15 protein-coding genes are annotated in these 21,454 nt (G+C 61.1%); 13 read left to right on the forward strand and 2 right to left on the reverse strand.

Annotation, left to right across the window (positions count from 1 at the left end):
* The first annotated feature begins 274 nt into the window (after positions 1 to 274).
* Together AEQU_RS00470 and AEQU_RS00475 are read left to right on the forward strand one after the other, a co-directional pair.
* Entirely contained in the window at positions 275 to 1,687 is a 1,413-nt protein-coding gene (locus AEQU_RS00470) for a phosphohexomutase domain-containing protein (protein WP_022738187.1), read from the forward strand.
* A 175-nt stretch (positions 1,688 to 1,862) separates the two neighbouring features.
* Positions 1,863 to 3,227, forward strand: coding sequence for an ATP-binding protein (locus AEQU_RS00475; RefSeq protein ID WP_022738190.1), 1,365 nt, complete (start codon positions 1,863 to 1,865; stop codon positions 3,225 to 3,227).
* Between the two features lie 11 nt (positions 3,228 to 3,238).
* On the opposite strand, the gene AEQU_RS00480 is transcribed toward AEQU_RS00475, so the two are convergent.
* Entirely contained in the window at positions 3,239 to 3,682 is a 444-nt protein-coding gene (locus AEQU_RS00480) for a hypothetical protein (RefSeq protein ID WP_144079451.1), read from the reverse strand.
* A gap of 86 nt (positions 3,683 to 3,768) precedes the next feature.
* Between AEQU_RS00480 and AEQU_RS00485 the strand changes: the two genes are divergently transcribed.
* From AEQU_RS00485 to AEQU_RS00510, 6 genes are all read left to right on the forward strand, one after another.
* On the forward strand, positions 3,769 to 4,023 hold the full coding sequence (locus AEQU_RS00485; protein ID WP_022738197.1) for a hypothetical protein: 255 nt from the start codon (positions 3,769 to 3,771) through the stop codon (positions 4,021 to 4,023).
* Positions 4,024 to 4,035: 12 nt separating this feature from the next.
* A complete protein-coding gene (gene nikR, locus AEQU_RS00490; protein ID WP_022738200.1) occupies positions 4,036 to 4,458 on the forward strand; it encodes a nickel-responsive transcriptional regulator NikR in 423 nt (140 codons plus the stop codon).
* On the forward strand, positions 4,458 to 5,483 hold the full coding sequence (gene hypE, locus AEQU_RS00495; RefSeq protein ID WP_022738204.1) for a hydrogenase expression/formation protein HypE: 1,026 nt from the start codon (positions 4,458 to 4,460) through the stop codon (positions 5,481 to 5,483). The genes nikR and hypE overlap by 1 nt, the downstream gene beginning before the upstream one ends.
* Positions 5,484 to 5,636: 153 nt before the next feature.
* Positions 5,637 to 5,825 carry a 4Fe-4S binding protein gene (locus tag AEQU_RS00500; RefSeq protein WP_022738207.1) on the forward strand — a complete coding sequence of 63 codons (189 nt, stop codon included), beginning with the start codon at positions 5,637 to 5,639 and terminating at the stop codon, positions 5,823 to 5,825.
* 214 nt (positions 5,826 to 6,039) lie between these two features.
* The gene (locus tag AEQU_RS00505) at positions 6,040 to 6,537 is read left to right on the forward strand and encodes a hypothetical protein (protein WP_022738212.1); all 498 of its coding nucleotides are present in this window, start codon (positions 6,040 to 6,042) and stop codon (positions 6,535 to 6,537) included.
* A 294-nt stretch (positions 6,538 to 6,831) separates the two neighbouring features.
* The gene (locus AEQU_RS00510) at positions 6,832 to 12,033 is read left to right on the forward strand and encodes an InlB B-repeat-containing protein (RefSeq protein WP_041714271.1); all 5,202 of its coding nucleotides are present in this window, start codon (positions 6,832 to 6,834) and stop codon (positions 12,031 to 12,033) included.
* 149 nt (positions 12,034 to 12,182) lie between these two features.
* Here the strand turns inward: AEQU_RS00510 and AEQU_RS00515 are convergent, their stop codons facing one another.
* On the reverse strand, positions 12,183 to 12,680 hold the full coding sequence (locus AEQU_RS00515; RefSeq protein WP_342341757.1) for an ATP-binding protein: 498 nt from the start codon (positions 12,678 to 12,680) through the stop codon (positions 12,183 to 12,185).
* Between the two features lie 1,352 nt (positions 12,681 to 14,032).
* Between AEQU_RS00515 and dnaK the strand changes: the two genes are divergently transcribed.
* From dnaK to AEQU_RS00545, 5 genes are all read left to right on the forward strand, one after another.
* A complete protein-coding gene (gene dnaK, locus AEQU_RS00525) occupies positions 14,033 to 15,937 on the forward strand; it encodes a molecular chaperone DnaK (protein ID WP_022738229.1) in 1,905 nt (634 codons plus the stop codon).
* A 5-nt stretch (positions 15,938 to 15,942) separates the two neighbouring features.
* Complete coding sequence (locus AEQU_RS00530) at positions 15,943 to 16,626, forward strand: nucleotide exchange factor GrpE (RefSeq protein ID WP_022738231.1); 684 nt, start codon at positions 15,943 to 15,945, stop codon at positions 16,624 to 16,626.
* A gap of 87 nt (positions 16,627 to 16,713) precedes the next feature.
* The gene (locus AEQU_RS00535) at positions 16,714 to 17,664 is read left to right on the forward strand and encodes a DnaJ C-terminal domain-containing protein (protein ID WP_022738233.1); all 951 of its coding nucleotides are present in this window, start codon (positions 16,714 to 16,716) and stop codon (positions 17,662 to 17,664) included.
* Positions 17,655 to 18,032, forward strand: a complete 378-nt coding sequence (locus AEQU_RS00540) for a heat shock protein transcriptional repressor HspR (protein WP_022738235.1) — start codon at positions 17,655 to 17,657, stop codon at positions 18,030 to 18,032. The genes AEQU_RS00535 and AEQU_RS00540 overlap by 10 nt, the downstream gene beginning before the upstream one ends.
* A 331-nt stretch (positions 18,033 to 18,363) precedes the next feature.
* Positions 18,364 to 21,177, forward strand: coding sequence for an ATP-dependent Clp protease ATP-binding subunit (locus AEQU_RS00545; RefSeq protein ID WP_022738239.1), 2,814 nt, complete (start codon positions 18,364 to 18,366; stop codon positions 21,175 to 21,177).
* Positions 21,178 to 21,454 lie beyond the last annotated feature (277 nt).

The raw sequence follows: 21,454 nt of genomic DNA on the forward strand, positions 1-21,454 counted from the left end.
CCGCGGGGCCGTCTGCCGAAGACCGCCAGACGCCGCCGCCCGAAGCGCGCGGCGGCGTCCGGCGCACATACACGCCATCTCCGATGAAGCAGACGGCCCCGCGGAATCCTGATTACCCGCGGGGCCACCTGCTGTTTGGGGGGCAAAAAACGCCGTGCCGCTGCAGGCCGCCGCCTTCGTTGGGTCTCCCCGACCCCCGATTTGGTCGTATCCCCTATAATTGTCCTCGCAACTTTGCAACATACCCCATAGAAAAGCCCAGGAGGCATGGCTCATGGCTGACATTCATTTTGGAACCGACGGCTGGCGCGCCATCATCGGCGAAGATTTCACGCCCGACAATCTGAACCGCGTCGTCGCGGCGGCGGCCCGCATCTTCAAGGAGGAGGCCGTGGCCGCTGGCCGCGATCCGCAAGCCCCGGGTACGCTCATCGTCGGCCACGACTGCCGTAAGGATGCCCACGCCTATGCCGAGCTGGCGGCGCAGGTGGCCGCGGGCGAGGGCTTCAACGTGCTGCTCACGCAAGACTACTGTCCCACCCCCACGCTGTGCTGGTCGGTGGCGCATAACGACGACGCCGTGGGCGGCATCATGCTCACGAGCTCCCACAACCCCGCCGAGTATTTGGGCGTGAAACTGCGCATGGCCGACGGCGGCGCGAGCCCCGCCGCGTTCACCGATCGCGTGGAAGCGGTGCTGCCGAGCGAGCCGACGGACATTCTCGGCCCCTTCCAAACGGCCGACCTCATGACCGACTATTTGGCTGCCCTGCGCGAGCTTGTGGACACCGAGGCCATCCGCGAAGCGGGCCTACGCGTGGTGTGCGACCCGCTCTACGGCGCCGGCCGCCACTACTTGGCCGACCTTCTGCGCGATTTGGGCGTGGATGTCGTGGAAATTCACAACGAGGAAGACCCCACGTTTGGCGGCCTGCACCCCGAGCCCATTCAGCCGTGGGTCGATGAGGGTCTCGCGAAAGTGGGCGAGCTGGGCTACGATGCCCTGTTCATCAACGACGGCGACGCCGACCGCATTGCCGCCGGCGATTCCCGCGGCAACTACGTGAACGCCCACCGCATCATCACGCTGCTCGTGAAGCACATGGTCGATCGCGGCGAGACGGGGCGTGTGGTTTCCACGGTGACGGCTTCGGCCATGCTCGACCGCATGTGCCGCAAGCTGGGGCTGGAGCTTGTCAGCACGCCGGTCGGCTTCAAGTGGATCTACGGCGAAATGGAGAAAGGCGGCGTCATGATCGGCGGCGAGGAGTCCGGCGGCATCGGGCTTCCCGATCATGTGAAGGAGCGCGACGGCCTGCTCATGGCGCTCTTGCTCACCGAATGCATGGCGCAGTCGGGCAAGGATTTGGGCACGATTATCGATGAGATGCTCGCCGACCTCGGACGTATGGAATTCGCTCGCCGCGGCCTTTCCATCACCGATGAGCAGATGGCCCGCTTCCGTGCCGAAACCGTGCCCACCTACACGGCCGACGAGATCGCCGGCAAGCCCGTTGTGGGCGCCGATCGTCGCGATGGCGTGAAGCTGCTTTTGGAAGGCGACGCCTGGGTGATGATGCGCCCCTCCGGCACCGAGCCGCTCGTGCGTATCTACGCCGAAGCCGCCACGACCAACGAGGTGAACGAGCTTTTGGACGCCGCCGAGGAAGTGGTTAGGAGCCTGTAGGCTGTTTCAGCAACCAAAATCTCAGAAGTCTTTCGTTTGACGGGACAATTGACTGTTTGCTGCATTCCAATTTCGTGTACAAGTTGTACATGAAAATTCGAAGTTTCGTGTACACTGTGTACGCGAAATTGTAAAATCCAGGGATCAGTTCAGCAGCGGAGGTCTCTTATGGACTATGAAGCGCAAGCTGGAGTTGCCTATCACCCAGTGGGCAGCCCGTGATCACCACCGGCCTTTGCTCATTCAGGGGGCGCGGCGAGTGGGCAAGACCGCGCTCGCCGAGCATATGGGAGAGCAGCTGTTCGCTGGTGGGTTCGTGAAACTCGATTTTCAAACCGACCTCATGCGAATCAGCAGCATTTTCGATTGGCCCACTGATGATGTCGAAGGCCTTGTTCGACGTATCGCTGAGTGCAAAGGGCAGGAGATTCGGCCCGAGACGACGCTTCTCATCTTGGACGAAATCCAGCTCTGCGAGCAGGCGCTCAACGCTCTGCGCTTCTTCGAGGGGACGCCGTGGCGCGTGCTGGCAACGGGAAGCCTGCTGGGAGTAACGACGAAGAAGCGCTCCCTGCCCTTCCCGTCGGGAGTCGAACAGCTTGAATTGCACCCTCTCGATTTCGAAGAGTTCCTCTGGGCCATGGGGGAGGAGGTCATGGCCTCTGATATTCGCTCTCATGTTGCGAACACGACGCCTTATATTCGGCACGACCGGGCCCTTGAGTGGTACCACAAATACCTCGTCCTCGGCGGTATGCCGCGCGTTTTAGATGTGTACCGCAGCGAGGGAACCTTTGCTGCTTCCCTAGAGGTGCAAAGAGAGATAAACGCAACCTACATCGCCGATATGACCGATCCGGACAACGGCATAAGCGGCATCTCGGCAAAGCGCATCTGGGACAGTTTGCCGAAGCAGCTCCTGCGCGCCTCGACGAAGAAATTCAAGTATGCCGAAGTGGTTCGTGGTGGGCGCCGCGAGCGTCTGCTTGAGCCCCTTGAATGGCTCTCTGCGGCTGGCATTGTCACCATTAACGATTTGACCTGCGATGATCGCGCTCCGCTGGCCCCCTACAATGATGAGGAGGGCAGCTACTTCAAAGTGTACGTCGCCGATACGGGTCTCATGTTCTACAAGTTCGGCATCGATCCTGCGGTGTTTCTCGACGAAGAGATGAGGCTGAACTTGTCATCTGATTTCCGAGGCGCTCTTGCGGAAAATTTCGTCATGCAGTCCTTGGCGGCGAATGACGTGCACACGTACTACTGGATGCCCACCGACAAAGTCGGGAACGGCGAGGTCGATTTCGTGTTCCAGAATCGCCTGACCCGCGTTATTCTCGTTGAGGTGAAATCGGCGCGCAACGTGAAAGCGAAGAGCCTCCAGAAGTTCATGCGCGAGGGGAACTCCCCCTACGCGGTGCGCCTTTCTGAGTCGAATTTCGGCCGGATGGCTATGGAAGGCTCCGGCGGTACCCTGCTCAGCCTGCCCCTCTATGCGGCTTTCTGCCTTGGGCCCAGCATGGAAGTAGATGAGGGCTAATAGCGGTCTCTCTACCGCAGCTTCTTCAGGAGCGCCCAGGCGCGCTGCTTGTCGGCGGGGGTGTTCATCATGCCCTCGAAGTCTTGGAAGATGACGGCGGTGCGGCCCAGCAGGCGATTGTCGGCGTCCAGAGTCACGGGCGTGCGGTAGGCGGCCGAAAGCATCTCGGCAGCGAAGGCGTCGCAGGCCACAAGGGCCACCGGGTCGAGGCCTTCCACGATAGTTCGCACGTCTTCCGCGCCCAGCTTGCCCTCGTCGGTTTCCACGACCACCCGTGCTAGCGGGGCGGCGCCGAAATCCAGGCTCGCCGCCGACTTCTCCAGGGCCTCCAAGGCTGCGTCGCCCAAGGGGGTCTCGCTCAGCACGAGCAGCGTGGAGGTTGGCGCGCCGGTCAGGTGGCTGCCGTACAGCATGAGTACCGATTCGCCCGTTACCTCAAAAATGTTACTCTTCACGGAAGAAATCACACTCCCTCTTGCGCTGCGCCCGCGCTCGCGATAAAACATTCCTGTATATAGTAGCAAATTCCAAGGAGGCGCCCATGTGCACCAATGGAGTCAACACCGGCCAGCTGGAAATGATGATCGACCAGATCGACGACCACATTAAGCTCGAGCGCCGCCATGCGCACGATCTGGGGCATCTGGCCTCCGACGCCGGGTTCGCCACGGTGGGGGAGAAGCTGCATGATGTGATGCACCTGCTCGACGAGGTGCGCGCCGCCCTGGACGAGGCCAAAGAGGCCATGGAAGACGACGCGAAGGATGCCGCCGGCTTCACCGTCGCCCGCGTCTAGGCGGCGCGACCGATGAGCAACGACCTCGTTCGCTTCTCCGTGGCCATGCCCGAGGGGCTGCTCATGGAGTTCGACCAGCTGGTGGCTCGCCGCGGCCTGGCGAAGAACCGCAGCGAAGTGGTGCGTGATTTGGTGCGCGACGCCCTCGTGGAAGAAGAGTGCGCAACGCCTGGGGGCCTTGTCATGGGCACGCTCACCATTATTTACGACCACCACTCCAACGATCTGCAGGAGAAGCTGCACACCATTCAGCACGACTACTTCGACACGATTATCTCCACGATGCACGTACATGTGGACGAGCATATGTGCCTGGAAGTCATCGTCATGCGCGGTGAAACGGGCCTCGTGCAAAGCGTGGCGAACCTCATTTTGGGCACCAAGGGTGTGAAGAACGGCAAGCTGGTGCTCACCACCACGGGAAGGTTTATGTAATGGCAGACGAGAAGGTAATGCTGGGGCATGGTTCCGGCGGTTCCATGATGAAGCGCATCATCGACGAGGTGTTCTTCGAGGCCTACGGCACCGATGAGCTTCTGCGCGGCGATGACGCGGCGGTGCTGCCGGCCCTCGCGCCCGGCGAGCGACTGGCTTATTCCACGGACAGCTTCGTGGTGACACCGCATTTCTTCCCCGGCGGCGACATCGGCCGTTTGGCCGTGTGCGGCACCGTGAACGATGTGGCCACCTCCGGCGCCCGTCCTCTCTACCTTTCGTGCGCCTTCATTTTGGAAGAGGGCTTTCCCATGGATGACCTGCGCCGCATCTGCGCTTTCATGGCCGAGGCGGCGCGCGAGGCCGGCGTGCGGTTCGTCACCGGCGACACCAAGGTGGTGAACCGGGGCCATGGCGACGGCATCTACATCAACACGAGTGGCGTGGGCGCCCTCGCCGAGGGCGTGAATCTGGGCGGTGCGCAAATCCGCCCCGGCGATGCGGTGCTGGTGAGCGGCACCTTGGGCGACCACGGCATCACCATCATGAGTTGCCGCGAGGGGCTGAACTTCTCGGCGAATATCGAAAGCGACGCGGCGCCGTTGAACCACCTCATCGCCGATGTGCTGGCCGCGGCGCCGAACACCCGTTGCTTCCGCGATCCCACGCGCGGCGGCATTGCTTCGACGCTGAACGAGCTGGCCGAGCAGTCTGGCACCGACATCACGGTGGACGAGGACGCCATTCCCGTGAAGGACGCCGTGCTGGGCGCTTGCGAGATGCTCGGCTACGATGTAATGCAGGTGGCCAACGAGGGCAAGATGGTCTGCGTGGTGGCCGCTGACGAGGCCGAGGCGGCGCTGGCCGCCATGCGGAAGAGCCCCTATGGCGCCGATGCCGCCATTATCGGGCGCGTGACCGAGGCCGACCCGGCCCGCGGCCCCAAGGTGTTCCTGCGCACCGCTTTCGGTAGCACCCGCATCTTGGACATGCTCGTCGGCGAACAGCTCCCCCGCATCTGCTAGTTCGTTACGCACTCCTTAGCCGCCCCCTGAAAAGTTTTCTATTTCTACTTGCGCTTCGGCTCTTTCATGGTATCTTGCGCAGTGAAGTAACGGGGGGCGGAAAGCCCCTGCTTCATAGACGAGGATTATCACCCGAGAACGAAGGAGCTTCCCATGTCTCATCCCGTAATTGAAGCTGACGAGTGCATCGGCTGCGGCATCTGCGTTGACGCGTGCCCCCAGGAAGTGCTCGAGGTCGTCAATGGCGTTGCCGACGCCGTGAACGAGGAAGCCTGCATCGCTTGTGGCGACTGCGTCGAGGAGTGCCCCATGGGCGCTATCCCGGAGATCGTCGAGGACTAGCTCTCAATTTTCGGTAAGTGCGATTGAGCGCGGAGTCTTCCAGAGTCTCTTTTATCGAAGTCCATTGAAAGCCCGTTGCTGCTGCAGCGGGCTTTCTTGCGAATTGAGTAAATGAACACGCAAAATGAGGTAGCCTGTCGTACCTTAAAGGGGTAAAATTGGCAAAATGAAAATGAGTTACCCCGCGAGAAGCAACATTCAGGAGTCACGTCGTATGCGAAAGAGCAACTGGATCATAGCCGCTGTGCTTCTGCTGGCTTCCGTTGCCTTCCTCTGGATTTGGCATGCGCTGCAGTTCGATCTCGTGGACAACCCCCTCGATATTGTGGTGACGGTTGTCTGGTGGGTCGTTATTGCCGCTGCCTGCGTTGCCATTCACTGGGCCGAAAAGAAGCGTCAGGAACGGATCCGCACAATCTTCGTTGCGCCGGGGCTGCTCTACAACAGCGAGATGGGAGTGGTGCGTCTGAGCCCCGATGATGAGGTGGTCGACGCGTTGCAGGCGATTCTCTCGAACCTTACCTATGGGTTCGAATTAGCCGAGCTGCCTGCCAACTCACGAGTGCGCTTCCAGCGCATCGTGCATTCCTCGAAGTTCGCCGATGCGGGCACAACGTGGGAAGGCGATGTGGTAGAGGTTGCGCGCCCCGATCGCCCCAAGGCGTTCCGTAACAGGGATGAGCTCATGGCGCTCGTTGGCGGTGCGCTTTAGCTCTCTTCTTGAAATCTAAGGCAATTATGGCGGCAGAGGCCGCCTTTTTCTTGCCTGTCATTGCCAACTCAAAACAAGAGAGCGACAGAATGTCAACAAATAGACTATCGTTACCATATCAATACCCAAGCAAATCGCGTCAACTTACAGCACTCTTAATTAATGCTACGTAGAATTCTCATCGATATTGAACGCCTCTATGCGAAAGAGGGCGGTTCCGAGATTCTGCTCGGAACAGACGAGAAGAGGAAGGCGGCAGCAAAAGGCTGCCAGGTTAAGGAGAAGTTGGTGGAAATGAACACGATACAGCGACTCACCGACGCGCGGAATTGCATTGAAGGCAAGGTCGTAGCCGTCGTCCTTTCCGTGCTCATGGCGCTTTCGTTTCTAAATGTCTCGGTGTTCGCCGACGTGGCCTTGGCCGATGACGCCTTCGATGGCGAAGTGGGCGAGAAGACGGTGGCGTCCTCGGTTGAAGCTGACGATCCTGAAACGCCTGCTGCCAGTAATGAAGATACAACAGGCGGCATCGAAAACGATAGGTCTGCCGTCACGCTGCCGTCGGTCGACGTTCCGCAGTTTGATGCGGGGACAACGCTGACGGCTGAGGCCGATGGCGTATCGGTCAATCTTGAGGCGAGCGGCACGCTTCCTGAAGGCGCGCGGCTTTTCGTTGAGGCTGCTGAGACCGACCAAGCGAAAGCCGCTGCGAGCAAGGGCCTTGCCGACGATGAGGAGCTCTTCCGCATCTATCAAATCTCCCTTGTCGATGAGACGAATACCGAGCTGAACCTCTCGGACATGAGCTACCGCGTCACGATGAACTGGGAGAGCATGATCGCAAGCTCGATGCGCGCCTATCGCATCAACAGCGCCGACGATGCCTCGCTTGTTGCGGTGGAGAAGCCTCTCACGTTTGAGGGCGAGATCAATCCGAACGTGTTAACCTTCACTACCGATATCCTGAACGCTCCGTTCGCCTTTGCCCTTCCTAAGAGCGCAGAGAACGAGGGCGAGGACGAGGTGACTCCGTCCGATGCTGCCGGTTCCGCCTCGGCTTCTTCTGAAGATAACGGGGCTGGCGACGACGCGTCCGAGAAGAGCGGGGATGCCGACAACAACGGCAGCAACGAGAACGACCCAGCGAACACTGTAGATATCACCGACGAGGAGGCCTCCGGGCAAGCCGGGGAGTCCGCGTCGACTTCCCCGGACGAGACGCCTGAAGACGAGGCTGCCGTCTCGCGCGAGATCACCCTTTACGCGGGGGAGACGCGCAACTTGAGCTGCTTTGTCACGGCAGGTGGTTCGTGGTCCTCCGAAAACACGACCGTAGCTACCGTTTCTGTAGACGGTAGCGTAAGGGCCCTTGTTGCCGGTTCGACGATCGTGCGCTGTGACGACGTTACGTTTGCGGTAACGGTAAAGGAGGCACCTGCATCGGATGATGCCGAAGGTCCGCAGTTGGCTTACTTCTACTTCCTTCCTCCGTCCGAGGACGTTTCCGGTAATGGCGGCGCCATTTCTGTGGCCGAGAATATGTCCAACGCCCAGTTTCTCGGCTCGGGCTTGGTGCAGATGCCCTCCGGCTACCAAAGCGGCACCACGCTCGTCAATGGCTCGGTGATTCCCGAAAGCACGGATGCCGACGGCAATCCCATCGCAAATAAAGTGGTGAATTTGGACGACCTCGTCATCTCGAAGCCCTCGGAAGAGGAGGTCAGTCTCGGGTTGCGCGCCTACTACAACGGCAGCATTGGCGAGGGTCGTCCGAAGGTCAAGTTCGAGGACATCACGGGCTACTCCTATGATGTCGTGCGCATTGACGGTAAAGTAGCCTGCACCGATTACAATGGCAGCCAGCTTGCGGCATCCGCAATGCGCGTCTATGTGCAGATGCGCATTCAAACGGCTGATCAGTTCACGGTCACGTACAAAGTGGCGGCGCCTACGGGCTTGCTGACCCATTCGGTGCTGCACGGCAATGGCGATTCGGCCATCGATCTTCTCAGCTACGATTCCGAAAAGGGGTCCAGCTCCGTTACGGTGGACGGCGTCTCCTATCCGGGTGTTCAGCGTTCGAGCGAGAACGGCGTCGACTACTACTTCGACGGCTGGTATCTCGACGGGCGCTATAGCCAGCGCGCCGGTGCCGTATACAGCGAGAAGGCTTCGGCGACGTTCTACGCGCGCTACTTGTCCCAGACCGCCCGGACAGCCACGTTTGCTTCTCGAGGAGGCACGTTCGCCGATGGCTCGAACGAGAAGACGATGAAGGCCGATGAGGGCGGCACCTATTGGCTCCCTGAGGCTCCCGAGCGCTTTGGCTACACGTTCGATAAATGGGTGAACAGCGCGACGGACAGTCGGTTTGCCGCTGGCACGGGTCTGGTGATGGGTGATACGAACGTTCTCTACACGGCGTCGTGGACGCCCGCTTCCGCATCGATCGTACTTGACGCTTGCGACGGTGTTTTTGATGGCGACGAAAAGCAAATCACCATCGAAGGCGTGACCGCCGGTGACGTAAATTCGACGCAGGCCGCCACTCCGGTGCGTGCCGGCTATAAATTCGTAAGTTGGAACACGAAAGCCGATGGCTCGGGTACGAGCTATGAGGCGTTGCCCGCGATATTTGTTGGCGGCACCATGACGCTTTACGCCCAGTACGAGGAAGATCCGAGCCAGTACTATACGGTAACCTATCGTTCAACTATTGGCGGCCGAGTAAGCTTGAATGGCGGTGTGGCGCCCGCGAGCTTAGAGGTATCTGAGGATCGCCTCTATTGCGAGAACAATGAGGGGATCAAAGGTGCTACGGCCACGCCAGTCTTCAGCTCATACTATACATTCAAAGGATGGCGCAAAGTAGATGCCAATGCCGTCGGAGACGGAACGTGGATTGGGAGGAATGATGACTCGACCATACTGACCGCAGAGGCTGTGAAAGACAATCTCAACAAAGATGCGAACGGCCACTATGTCGACACGGTGTTCGAGGCTCATTTCGAGTACACGGGAGGCAATAATACCAGCCCCATCAAGTTTTCCCTTAAGTACTACTACATGAACGACGACGGCACGTATCCGGCCGACGATGCTCCGACGCTCACGAGGCAATGCGAAGTGCAGGGTTTTCCCGACGCGCGTATCGATGTGCGCAACAGCGAATACTATGCCATCGACCTCGCGGACTCGAACTACCAAAGTCAAGTAAGCTCCGCTTTCGATTTGACGAATTACGACAAGGATGATTACGCCATCGATCAGCAGGCGGAAGGCAGCCTTCTGGGATTCAGGTACGATCCGGAAGCATCCAAGCCCGAGCTGAAGGTGTACATGCAGAAGTATCTGAAGGTGCGCTATGAGGCCGGAATAGGCGGATACTTCGACGGCACTGACCAGCGTGAGGTAGTTGAGCACCGTTGCCTAAAGGGTGACCCGATGCCGCAATCGCCGGCGGTTGCGGAACACGATGGCTATAAGTTCACGGGGTGGATGTGCAACGGCGTTGATGCGAGCGCTCAGCTAAATCAGCCCGTTGAGAAGGCCGCGACCTTTGTGGCGAACTACAAGGCCCTCTCGGCCGCGATCGTATTCGATGCGCAGGGCGGCTCGACGGTAGCGTCTCTGGAGGGTGTTACCAACCAGGAAATAACAGCCTCCCTGCCCACCCCGACGCGAGAGGGCTACACGTTTGACGGCTGGTATAACGGCGACGAGAAGGTGGAGTGCCTCCCGGAGGTGTTCCCGGCGGGGACGACGACGTACCGCGCCAAGTGGACGGCCGACGACGCCTCTATCGTGTTTGACAAGAATGCCTCTGACGCGACGGGCTCCCAAACAGGCGTGCAGGGAGAGACCGACGGCGCCGTTCCCACCGTCGCCTTCCCCGAGGGATCGAACTTCCAGCGCGAGGGCTATCTCTTTGCTGGGTGGAACACGCAAGCTGATGGCAAAGGCGAGAAAGTAACGGCGTTTCCTGACACGTTTGCGCCTGGCAAGACAACGTACTATGCCATGTGGAAGCTGGATACCAGCGCTCTTGCGGCGGACGATTTCTCTGCGTCATACACCTATAATGGACGGCCCCGCGGCATTGCTCGCCCTAACAATCTGCGTCTTCTCCAGGGTGAGGAAATTGAGGTTCAAACGCTTGAGGGCAAAGCGATGGCCGACCCCTACGGATTTGCGGAAGACGTCACGGACAGCATGACCGACCTCGTTGTCGTGATCAAAGACGCCCAGGGCACAGAGCTCAAGCGTATTGAAGGCGTTTCGGTAAAGGTGACCCCCGCTACGCTTACGGTTGTTACAAGCTCGGCGACGCGCCCCCTTGTGGGAGGTGCGGCCACAAGCAGCGCCATGACGGTGACGGGTTTGGTCAACGGCGAGACGATTGGCTACCGCACGACTGGTCAAGCAACCGAGGTCGGGCAAGAGGTGACGAACACCTATGAGCTCGTTTGGGCGGCGCCGGACAACAGCTACACGGCGCAGCAGGGCAACTACACGGTTGTGGAAGAGCTGGGCACCATCCGCGCTGTCATGGCCGCCTGCCCCGTGACGGTTGAGGGCTATGTCGGCGAATACGATGGCCTTGAGCACGCCATCGCCTACGAGCTGGGGGATGCGAATGCGTCCATCACGTTCGACGGGCCTACTGCCTACACGGATGCAGGCGACTACCAAATTGCCTACACGGTAACGTGCCCCGACCACGGTACCCAGACGGGATCGGTCGAGGTGCGAATCCTGCCTCGGTCGATAACCATTCTCGTTGAAGATGCCTACAAGGTCTTCTCCACGCAGGATCCTCAGTTCACGGGATCGATCGTTGAGGGCAGCTTGGTGCGCGATACCGACCTCGGTGCGATTTCCTTCGTGCGCACCAACGACGCCGAAGCGGTGGGAATCTATCCCGATGTTCTGACGGCTACGTATCTGCGCAACCGCAATTACCAGGTCAGCATCGTAAAGGGTACGTTCGCCATTGGGGCTGGCGCCGCGTCGGTTGTGCCCGATGACAATCCCGTGATTCCCGACCTGCTCAATCCGGCTGCTCCGCATTCCAGCCTTGGTGCGGGAACGCCCGAGGGCGAGGCGGCGGTCCAACTGGCCTCTGCCGTGGTGAACGCGGTTGCTGGCCCGCAGCAAGCCGAAGCGGTGGCCGAGCAGGCAGCTTCGATCATACTGGAAGAAGAAGCCTCCGGCACCGTCCCCGTTGCCTTCGATGATGAGGAGCCTGTCGTGACACGCATTGGCGGCGAAGAGGTCATCGAAGACGACGCTACGGCATTGGGCGCTTTCGACGAACCTCGTTGCTGGGCGCACTGGGTGATGCTTCTCGGCATGCTGCTCACGGTGGGCTACGCCGCGGTGGTTGTGGCGCGTCGCCTCGGCTACGCCCGTGAAATCGACGATTTCGACAGCTCTCTTACGAGCACTGTTCCAGTAGAAGAACCTCGCGCAGTCCGGGCTGCCCATAAGGCCTAAGGGCGCCAGCGACCGCAGGGGTCGACGAGTCGCGCGGATCAGGACGCGCGACTGGCGGCCAACTCCATGGACTGCCCGCACGGATCAGGACGTGCGGGCAGTCCTGTTTTCAGGCTCGAAGGTGCGTGATGCATTGCTTGGTGATGTCGTTATTTGACCTGCCAGAACCCCGATTTGTCCGACCCCACGCGATCGATAAGACCAAGTTCGCGCAACCTTCGGAAGCTGCGGCGGACGGTGCTCTCGCTGATGTTGAGATTTTTGGCGATACGTGAGGCGGTAAGGCGCCCGTCGATGTCGATCATGGCGAGCACTTTTTCATCGTTGAGCGTCAGTCCTATGTTTTGCTGGCCCGCGCGATCTCGTGCCGTTGACTGAATGGCGGGGAGATCGGTTCGTGCGAGAGGTGCGGAGGAAAGGGGGTCGTCGTGGGAGATGGTCGCGGCAAGCAAGCTATCGGGATCCATGGGGAAGCAGACCATGGTCTCGTCATCGCGCAATTCGAAGATAGGCTCGGGCGTTCCCTCTTCCATGCAGCGCATGCGCATGGCCGAGATGCCGTTTCCCCAGCCGTCGATGATGCCAAGCGATCTGAGCGCCGCTGCCAGAGCGGGGTTGTTCGGACGCGAGGTATGGCGCGAAAGCAGAGCGGCGACCGTCCATGTCCTGGGGGGGACGTCCTACGTTGTCGATGCACAGCCTATCGGTGAAAACGCTCACTTGAACAGGGGTGCCGCTGTCGTAGTTCTTATGCGTTAACGCATTGAGAACGGCCTCGTGAACCGCATCTTTCGGAGGACGCCCCTGGCCGCCGGAAATGCCCAGCCGGAACGATTTCTTGGGACGGGGCGTATCTTCGGGGAGGTATTTGTCATACAAAAGCTCGACGGTTGAGTGCACTTGCTCAATGAGGGAACCGAAGATCTCATCCTCGTAGATGGGCGTGCCGCATTGGCTTCCGAAAAACCCGATGCGCACGGTAGCGCCGGGGATGTACTGGTGCGGCCGATTATGCAAAAGCAGGATGCCGGCATTGGTGGGGGTGCCGACGCCGGTCATGAGGCCTGCGTGACGCAGCGTCTGCTCGATGGCCGAGGCCTCGTCGAGGTCGACGGTGAGATCGGTGTCGCGGGCCGCTCCGGTGAAACGCGTGACGAGACCGATGTTCAAGTCGTCCAGACTGGCCTGCACCACAGGGCGCTGCTCCCACTTGACGTCGACCTCCATGTCGCGCTGCATGAGCCGATCGAGCGCCTCGTCGTCGAGAACGTGGTTCTTGCCGTCCTTGTAGAAAAAGAAGATGCCGCGGAAGCTGATGGGGTCGCTGACCGGCGGAATGACCACCTCCAGGCAGAAGCGACCGCTGTCGAGCACCAATTCCACCGCGCAGGTGAGGTTGAGCGATTGCGCGATAAGCCCGGGAATGGTTTTCATGAGGCGGCTCGTGCGTCGCTTCACGGCGCCGCGGCTGTCTACGTCGGCGTCCAGGATGAGGCGACCTCCACCGGCGTTGGCGATGCCGCAGACCAGCTCGAGGCATTCCGTGTCACGCCAAGTGGCCCGGCGCGCGATAGGAAGTGAAGATTCGGATGGGAGCATAGTGGCCTCTCTTACCCTGGCAGTACCGTCGCATTACATTATATATAAAGAGCAGCTCTCTGTTCGACGGGGAAAAGAAGGGAATGCCCGGCTCATTTTGCGATGAGCGATCGCCTCATAGACATAAATCGTTCATATATCGCTTCACGAGAGGCGCTTAGGAAAGTGAAGAGGCACGCGCTCAATTTCTTTGAATTCCCCCTGATAACAGCATTGTTTTAGTTTGGCAACAGAAGCTCCGTGTCGTGTCTGCACCATATTTTGGCGCGTATTGTGCTGGGAAGTGAGCTTGTCTCACTGAATGTTGTTGAGAAAACTTGACAGCACCAGACTAAGGTTTTATAGTGCATCTCAACATCATTCATCTATACGTGAAACTGTGAAAGCGAGGCAGTACACAATGGCTAAGATTCTTGGCATCGACTTGGGCACGACGAACTCCGCCATGGCCGTCATGGAGGGCTCCGAGCCCGAAATTCTGGTGAACGCCGAGGGCGATCGCACCACCCCGTCTGTGGAGGGCTTCCGCAAGGACGGCGAGCGCGTCGTCGGCAAGGCCGCGAAGAACCAGGCGGTCACCAATCCTGAGAACACCGTCTCTTCCGTGAAGCGCTTCATCGGCCGCTCCTACGACGAGACTCCCGAAGAGCAGAAGACCGTCAGCTACAAGGTCCAGAAGGGCAAGGACGGCCGCGCGGTCATCGACATCGACGGCAAGGACTACACCCCCGAGGAGATTTCCGCCATGGTGCTTCAGAAGCTGAAGACCGATGCGGAGAAGCAGGTGGGCCAGCCCATCACCCAGGCCGTCATCACCGTGCCGGCTTACTTCAACGACGCTCAGCGTCAGGCCACCAAGGACGCTGGCAAGATCGCTGGCCTCGAGGTGCTGCGCATCATCAACGAGCCGACGGCTGCGGCTTTGGCTTACGGCCTCGACAAGGTCGACCATGACGAGAAGATCCTCGTCTTCGACCTGGGCGGCGGCACCTTCGACGTGTCCGTGCTCGAGCTTGGCGATGGCGTGTTCGAGGTAGCCTCCACCGCTGGCGACAACCACCTGGGCGGCGACGACTGGGATCAGCGCATCATCGACTGGATGGCCGACAAGTTCCAGGCCGAGAACGGCATCGATTTGCGTAAGGACCCCATGGCCCTGCAGCGTCTGAAGGAAGCGGCCGAGAAGGCGAAGATGGAGCTGTCCTCCACCACGCAGACCAACATCAACCTGCCCTTCATCACCGCCGACGCCTCCGGCCCGAAGCATCTTGACTACACGCTGACCCGCGCCGAGTTCGAGCGCATCACCAAGGATCTGCTCGACCGCTGCAAGAAGCCGGTGGAGCAGGCGCTGAAGGACGCCGGCCTGAAGATGGGCGAAGTTGACGAGGTCATTCTCGTCGGCGGCTCCACCCGTATGCCGGCCGTGCAGGAGCTCGTGAAGCAGCTGACCGGCAAGGCCCCGAACATGTCCGTGAACCCGGACGAGGTCGTGGCCATGGGCGCCGCTGTTCAGGGCGGCGTGCTCGCCGGCGACGTGCAGGGCATCCTGCTGCTCGACGTCACCCCGCTGTCCCTCGGCGTTGAGACCATGGGCGGCGTGATGACCAAGATGATCGAGCGCAACACCACCATTCCGACCCGCAAGACCGAGATCTACTCCACGGCGGCCGACAACCAGACCTCCGTCGAGGTGCACGTCCTGCAGGGCGAGCGCGAGATGGCCGCGGGCAACAAGACGCTGGGCCGTTTCCAGCTGACCGGCATTCCGGCTGCCCGTCGTGGCGTGCCGCAGATCGAGGTTACCTTCGACATCGACGCCAACGGCATCGTGAACGTGTCCGCTAAGGACCTCGGCACCGGCAAGCAGCAGCAGATCACCATTTCTGGCTCCACGGCCCTGTCCGACGATGAAGTGGACCGCATGGTGAAGGACGCCGAGCAGCACGCCGAAGAGGACGCCGCTCGCAAGGAAGAGGCCGAGGTGCGCAACAACGCCGACGCTCTGGTGAACGCCACCCAGCAGACGCTGGACGAGCTGGGCGACAAGGTGCCGGCCGACGCCAAGACCCAGGCCGAGGAGGCCATCGCCGAAACCAAGAGCGCGCTTGAGGGCACCGACATCGACGCCATCAAGGCGGCCACCGAGAAGATCCAGCAGGCCGGCTACAAGCTCGCCGAGGTCGTGTACTCCACCGAGGGTGCAGCCGCCGGCGCCCAGGCCGCCGCTGCCGAGACGGCTCCGGCCGATGACACCATCGAGGCCGACTACGAGGTCGTCGATGACGAGAACGAAGGGAAGTAAGAACGATGACTGAGCCCGAGAAGGACCAGGTCACCTCTTCTACTCCTCAGGACGTGGCCGCCGATGTGGCGGCCACCGCCTCCGCCGACGACGCCCGCGCGGCCGAGGTGGTTGCCGACGCCGAGGTGATCGAGGCCAACGAGGCCGGCGAGCTGGATGCCGAGCTCGAGCAGGCCGCCGCTGAAGCGGTGGCGAGTGCGATCGAGGAATCCGAGGAGCTGGCCGCCGCCAAGGCCGAGGCCGCCGATTGGCAGGACAAGTACGTGCGCTTGCATGCCGAGTGGGATACCTACCGTCGGCGCATGACCGAGCAGCGCGAGGCCGAGAAGGTGCGTGCCACGGAGAAGCTCATGGAGAGCCTCATTCCGGTGCTCGACGACTTCGCTCGCACGGTGGACTACGCCGAGACCAACGGCGAGACCGGCTTGCTGGGCGGCGTGAAGGCCGTGCAGACCAAGCTGTCCGATACGCTGGCCAAGGGAGGCCTGGTCGTGATCAGCCCCGCCGGTGAGGCATTCGACGCCCTTGAGTGCCAGGCCGTGGGTACGGTGGACGATCCGAGCGTTCCCGATGAAACGGTCGCGCAGGTTTATCAACCCGGATACAAAATGGGTACCAAGGTAATCAGGCCTGCTATGGTGACGATCACCACGGGCGGCCCCAAGAGGGAAAAGCCCGAAGAAGAGTAAGATAAACGAGGGCGGCCGCAGCTTGGCCGCCCTCGTGCTTGAAAGAGCAATTCTAAGTAACTAACTAAGGTAATGGAGGTGGAACGAATGGCGTCTACGCCCGATTATTACAAAACGCTAGGCGTTCCGCGCACCGCCACGGCCGATGAGATAAAGAAGGCGTTTCGCAAGCTCGCTCGCAAGCATCATCCCGATGCCGGCGGCGACGAGGCCAAGTTCAAAGAGCTGAACGAGGCCTACGAAGTCTTAAGCGACGAGAAGAAGCGCGCGCTTTACGACCAGTACGGCACGGCGAACGAGAACCAGATCCCCCAGGGATGGGGCGGTGGCCAAGGCTTCAACGTCGAGGATATCTTCGGTGGCGGTGGGGCCGGCGGCTTCGGCGGCAGTTGGGCCGACATTCTGGAGAGCATTCGCCACGGTGAAGGTGCGTTTGGGGGCAACTGGGACTTCGGCGGCGGTTTTGGCGGCCAGCCTCAGCCCCGTCGCGGTCAGGATATGAATGTGACGCTGAACGTGACGTTCGACGAAGCGTTCAACGGCACGGAGAAGCGCATTACCGTGCGCATTCCCGGCAAGAGCGAGTCCGACACCCACACGGTGAAGGTGCCCGCCGGTGCTGTCGATGGCGGCCGCGTGCGCCTGAAGGGCCAGGGAGCTCCTGGCGAAAACGGTGGTGCGGCGGGCGACTTGCTCATCACCACTAAGATTGACGCGCATCCCTACTTCGGTCGCGATAAGGCCGATGTGACGGTTGATTTGCCGATCAATGTGGCGGAGGCGGCGCTCGGCGCTTCCATCGTGGTGCCCACGCCCGACGGCAAAAAGATCAAGGTGAAGGTGCCCGCTGGCACGCAAGACGGCAAGGTGCTCACCATTAAAGGCAAAGGAGCGCCCGATCTGAAGAACAAGGGGCAGTTCGGCAACTTGAAGATTCAGATTCACGTCGAAGTGCCCACGGACATGAACGACGAGCAGAAAAAGGCCATGGAGGACTTCCTCGCCGCGACGGGAGAGGAGAAGCGCCCATGGGCCTAGACGACAAGAACCGGCCGCTGTACATGATTAGCATTGCCGCGGAACTGGCGGGCGTGCATCCACAGACCCTGCGCTCCTACGAGCAGAAGGGTCTGGTCACGCCGCGACGCACTAGTGGTAACACGCGCATGTACTCCCAGGCCGATATCGATCGGCTCAACCTGATCAATGAGCTGACGAGCGAGGGCATCAACCTTGCCGGCGTCACGCGCATTCTTGATCTGCAGAGCCGGCTGGATGAGCGCGAGGAAGAAGTGGAAGACCTGCACGCGCGGGTACGCCGCCTTGCCGATCGCGTTCGCGAACTTGAGAACCGCACCCCCGTCGGCGCCATCGTCCGCGTAACGCCGACGCGACGGCTCCCCTGACCTGTCCGGCGCGAGCTGCGGGGCATACCTCCCGTGCTCAAACAGCATTGAAGTGCAGGTTCCTTCGAGGGCTTCGGACTTTCCCCCATGCACTTCAATGAACTGCGCGCGGGAGGCACGCCCCGCATCTCGCGCCTCCTCAGCCAAGGTTGAGTGAAGCGGGATGCGGGGTGCCGCTCACCAAGCGAGTTCCGCAGATGGTATCGAAGGCGGTAAGTGAAAGGGAGCGAGTAGCCTCAGCGCCTTCGATACCAGCGAGGACTGTCTGAGCGACTGAGCGGTACCCCGCAGCCCGCCCCCGGGAGTTTCAACAATAAAAAGGAGAACGTACATGAGACTAGATAAATTGGCGGTGACGGCGCAAGAGGCTTTCCAGAACGCGATGGGCGTTGCTGGTGAGGCCGATGCCGCCGTTATCGAGCCCATTCACTTGCTGAAGGCGCTGCTCGATTCCGACGAGAACAACCTCGCCGCTATCGTGAAGCGCATCGGCGCCGACCCGGTCTGGCTGTCCCAGAACGTGGCCGACGAGATTGCCAAGATGCCCAAGCAGACCGGCGCCACTCCCATGGCCATCCCTGGCCAGGACCTTATCAAGGTCATCGACAACTCGGTGAAGATCGCCGAGAAGCTCGGTGACAGCTACGCGACGAGCGAGCACCTGCTCATTGCCCTGTCCGAGGACAAGGGCGCCGCGGGCCGCATCCTCACGACGGCGGGCGTCACCCGCAAGAACATCGAGGCGGCCTACGAGAGCCTGCGCGGCGACACCCGCGTGACCTCGCAGACCGACAAGACCCAGTTCGAAGCGCTGGAGCAGTACGGCCAGAACCTCACCCAGCAGGCCCGCGAGGGCAAGCTCGATCCGGTTATCGGCCGTAACGAGGAGATCCGCCGCACCATTCAGGTGCTGTCGCGCCGTACGAAGAACAACCCGGTGCTCATCGGCGAGCCTGGCACTGGCAAGACGGCCATCGTCGAGGGCCTGGCCCAGCGCATCGTGGCTGGCGATGTTCCCTCGTCGCTGAAGGATCGCGAGATCGTCTCGCTCGATCTGGGCGCCATGATGGCCGGCGCGAAGTACCGCGGCGAGTTCGAGGACCGTTTGAAGAACGTGCTGCGTGAGGTGAAGGAAGCCGACGGCAACATCATCCTGTTCATCGACGAGCTGCACACTATCGTGGGTGCCGGCGCTGGCGGCGATTCGTCGCTGGACGCGGGCAACATGCTGAAGCCGGCCTTGGCTCGCGGCGAGCTGCGCGCCATCGGTGCTACCACCCTGGACGAGTATCGCAAATACATCGAGAAGGATGCCGCCCTGGAGCGCCGCTTCCAAACGGTGCTGGTGAGCGAGCCCACGGTGGAGGACACCATCGCCATCCTGCGCGGCTTGAAGGAGAAGTACGAGATCCATCACGGCGTGCGCATCACCGACGGCGCCATCGTGAGCGCGGCGGAGCTGTCCGACCGCTACATCACCGATCGCTTCCTGCCCGACAAGGCCATCGACCTCATGGACGAAGCGGCCAGCCGCCTGCGCATCGAGATCGACTCCATGCCGGAAGAGGTGGACGCCGCCGAGCGCAAGCTCATCCAGATGCAGATCGAGGAGCAGGCCCTCATGAAGGAGACCGACATGGCCTCCCAGGAGCGCCTGGAGAAGCTGCGCCACGACATCGCGGCCGCCCGCGAGGCGCTGGACGCCCAGAAGGCCGAGTGGCAGAACGAGAAGGACGCCATCGTTGGCGTGCAGAACCTCAAGGCCGAGCTCGAAAGCGCTCAGCTCGATGAGGAGCGCGCCACCCGCGAGGGCAACCTGCAGCTCGCCTCCGAGATTCGCTACTCGCGCATTCCTCAGCTGCAGCAGCAGCTGCACGTGGCCGAGGAAGCCGTGAAGATGAAGCAGCAGGACGGCGCCATCCTGAAGGAAGAGGTTTCCGAAGAGGAGATCGCCTCCGTTGTGGCCGCCTGGACGGGCATCCCCGTGGCCAAGATGATGCAGGGCGAGATGGAAAAGCTCGTCGACCTGGAGGAAGTGTTGAAGGGCCGCGTCATCGGCCAGGACGAGGCTGTGGGTGTGGTGGCCGGTGCCATCCGCCGCAACCGTGCGGGACTTTCCGACCCGAACCGTCCCATTGGCTCTTTCCTGTTCCTCGGCCCCACCGGCGTGGGCAAGACCGAGCTGGCCAAGACGCTGGCCGAGTACCTGTTCGATTCCGAGAAGGCCATGGTGCGCATCGACATGTCCGAGTACATGGAGAAGTTCTCCGTGCAGCGTCTGATCGGAGCGCCTCCGGGATACGTGGGCTACGACGAGGGCGGCCAGCTGACCGAGGCCGTGCGCCGCAACCCCTACTGCGTGGTGCTGCTTGACGAGATGGAGAAGGCCCATCCCGACGTGTTCAACATCCTGCTGCAGGTGCTCGATGACGGACGCCTCACCGACGGCCAGGGTCGCGTGGTGAACTTCAAGAACTGCATCATCATCATGACCTCCAACGTGGGAAGCCAGATCATCCGCGAGCATGCGGCCGAGGGTCGTGCCTACGACGAGGCTCAGGCCACCGGTGGCGAGACCATGGGCGAGATGGCCGAGAAGATGATGTCCATGACGCCCGAGCAGGCCGCCAAGCGCATGCAGGAGTTCACGAACAAGATCCAGGACGCCCTTTCCACGACGTTCCGCCCCGAGTTCCTGAATCGTATCGACGACGTGATCACCTTCAACGAGCTGTCCATCTCGGCTATCGAGCCTATCGTGGATCTGCAGCTCGAGCAGGTGCGCGACCGCCTGCAGGCTCGTCACATCACCTTGGACGTGACGCCGGCGGCCATGGAGCACTTGGCCATCGACGGCTACGATCCGGTGTACGGCGCCCGTCCGCTGAAGCGTCTCATCCAGCGCGAGGTGGTCGACCGCATCGCCGAGAAGGTCATCTCCGGCGAGCTGCGCGACCGCAGCCACGTGCTGATCGACCTGGACGCCGAGGGTGATTACACCTGCCGAGTGGAAGGCCCCATGGACTTGGACGGCCTGAACCTGGACGACCCCAGCTTCCTCACGGCCGGCTCCGATCCGAAGGAGACCTTGCAGGATCTGGACACCCTGAGCAACGGCGACCTCGGTGAGGATCCCATCGCTTAATCCGCATACCCCTTTCACAGCAAGCGCCCGGGCAGCCAAGACCCGGGCGCTTTTGCGCGATTGCCGTCGCCTATTGTGCCCCCTATGCCGTTTTCGACTGCTTCTCAGCCTTCCGCGGCTTGCTGGTGACGCAAACCGGTGGCGCCAACACCTATCCCAACTTATATAGGCACTCCCTGAGCGGGGGCTTGGTGTTCGAGATCGCACTCACCCTTCCTGGTGACAAAAACGCCTTCTCTGGCGCACATTTTTCGACTTATACAGGCATTTTGATTCT

The organism is Adlercreutzia equolifaciens DSM 19450 (assembly GCF_000478885.1).
Taxonomy (GTDB): domain Bacteria; phylum Actinomycetota; class Coriobacteriia; order Coriobacteriales; family Eggerthellaceae; genus Adlercreutzia; species Adlercreutzia equolifaciens.

Coding starts and splice junctions, on each gene's coding strand:
- AEQU_RS00470 (WP_022738187.1), top strand. CDS start 275: ATGGCTGACATTCATTTTGGAACCGACGGCTGGCGCGCCATCATCGGC.
- AEQU_RS00475 (WP_022738190.1), top strand. CDS start 1,863: ATGAAGCGCAAGCTGGAGTTGCCTATCACCCAGTGGGCAGCCCGTGAT.
- AEQU_RS00485 (WP_022738197.1), top strand. CDS start 3,769: ATGTGCACCAATGGAGTCAACACCGGCCAGCTGGAAATGATGATCGAC.
- nikR (WP_022738200.1), top strand. CDS start 4,036: ATGAGCAACGACCTCGTTCGCTTCTCCGTGGCCATGCCCGAGGGGCTG.
- hypE (WP_022738204.1), top strand. CDS start 4,458: ATGGCAGACGAGAAGGTAATGCTGGGGCATGGTTCCGGCGGTTCCATG.
- AEQU_RS00500 (WP_022738207.1), top strand. CDS start 5,637: ATGTCTCATCCCGTAATTGAAGCTGACGAGTGCATCGGCTGCGGCATC.
- AEQU_RS00505 (WP_022738212.1), top strand. CDS start 6,040: ATGCGAAAGAGCAACTGGATCATAGCCGCTGTGCTTCTGCTGGCTTCC.
- AEQU_RS00510 (WP_041714271.1), top strand. CDS start 6,832: ATGAACACGATACAGCGACTCACCGACGCGCGGAATTGCATTGAAGGC.
- dnaK (WP_022738229.1), top strand. CDS start 14,033: ATGGCTAAGATTCTTGGCATCGACTTGGGCACGACGAACTCCGCCATG.
- AEQU_RS00530 (WP_022738231.1), top strand. CDS start 15,943: ATGACTGAGCCCGAGAAGGACCAGGTCACCTCTTCTACTCCTCAGGAC.
- AEQU_RS00535 (WP_022738233.1), top strand. CDS start 16,714: ATGGCGTCTACGCCCGATTATTACAAAACGCTAGGCGTTCCGCGCACC.
- AEQU_RS00540 (WP_022738235.1), top strand. CDS start 17,655: ATGGGCCTAGACGACAAGAACCGGCCGCTGTACATGATTAGCATTGCC.
- AEQU_RS00545 (WP_022738239.1), top strand. CDS start 18,364: ATGAGACTAGATAAATTGGCGGTGACGGCGCAAGAGGCTTTCCAGAAC.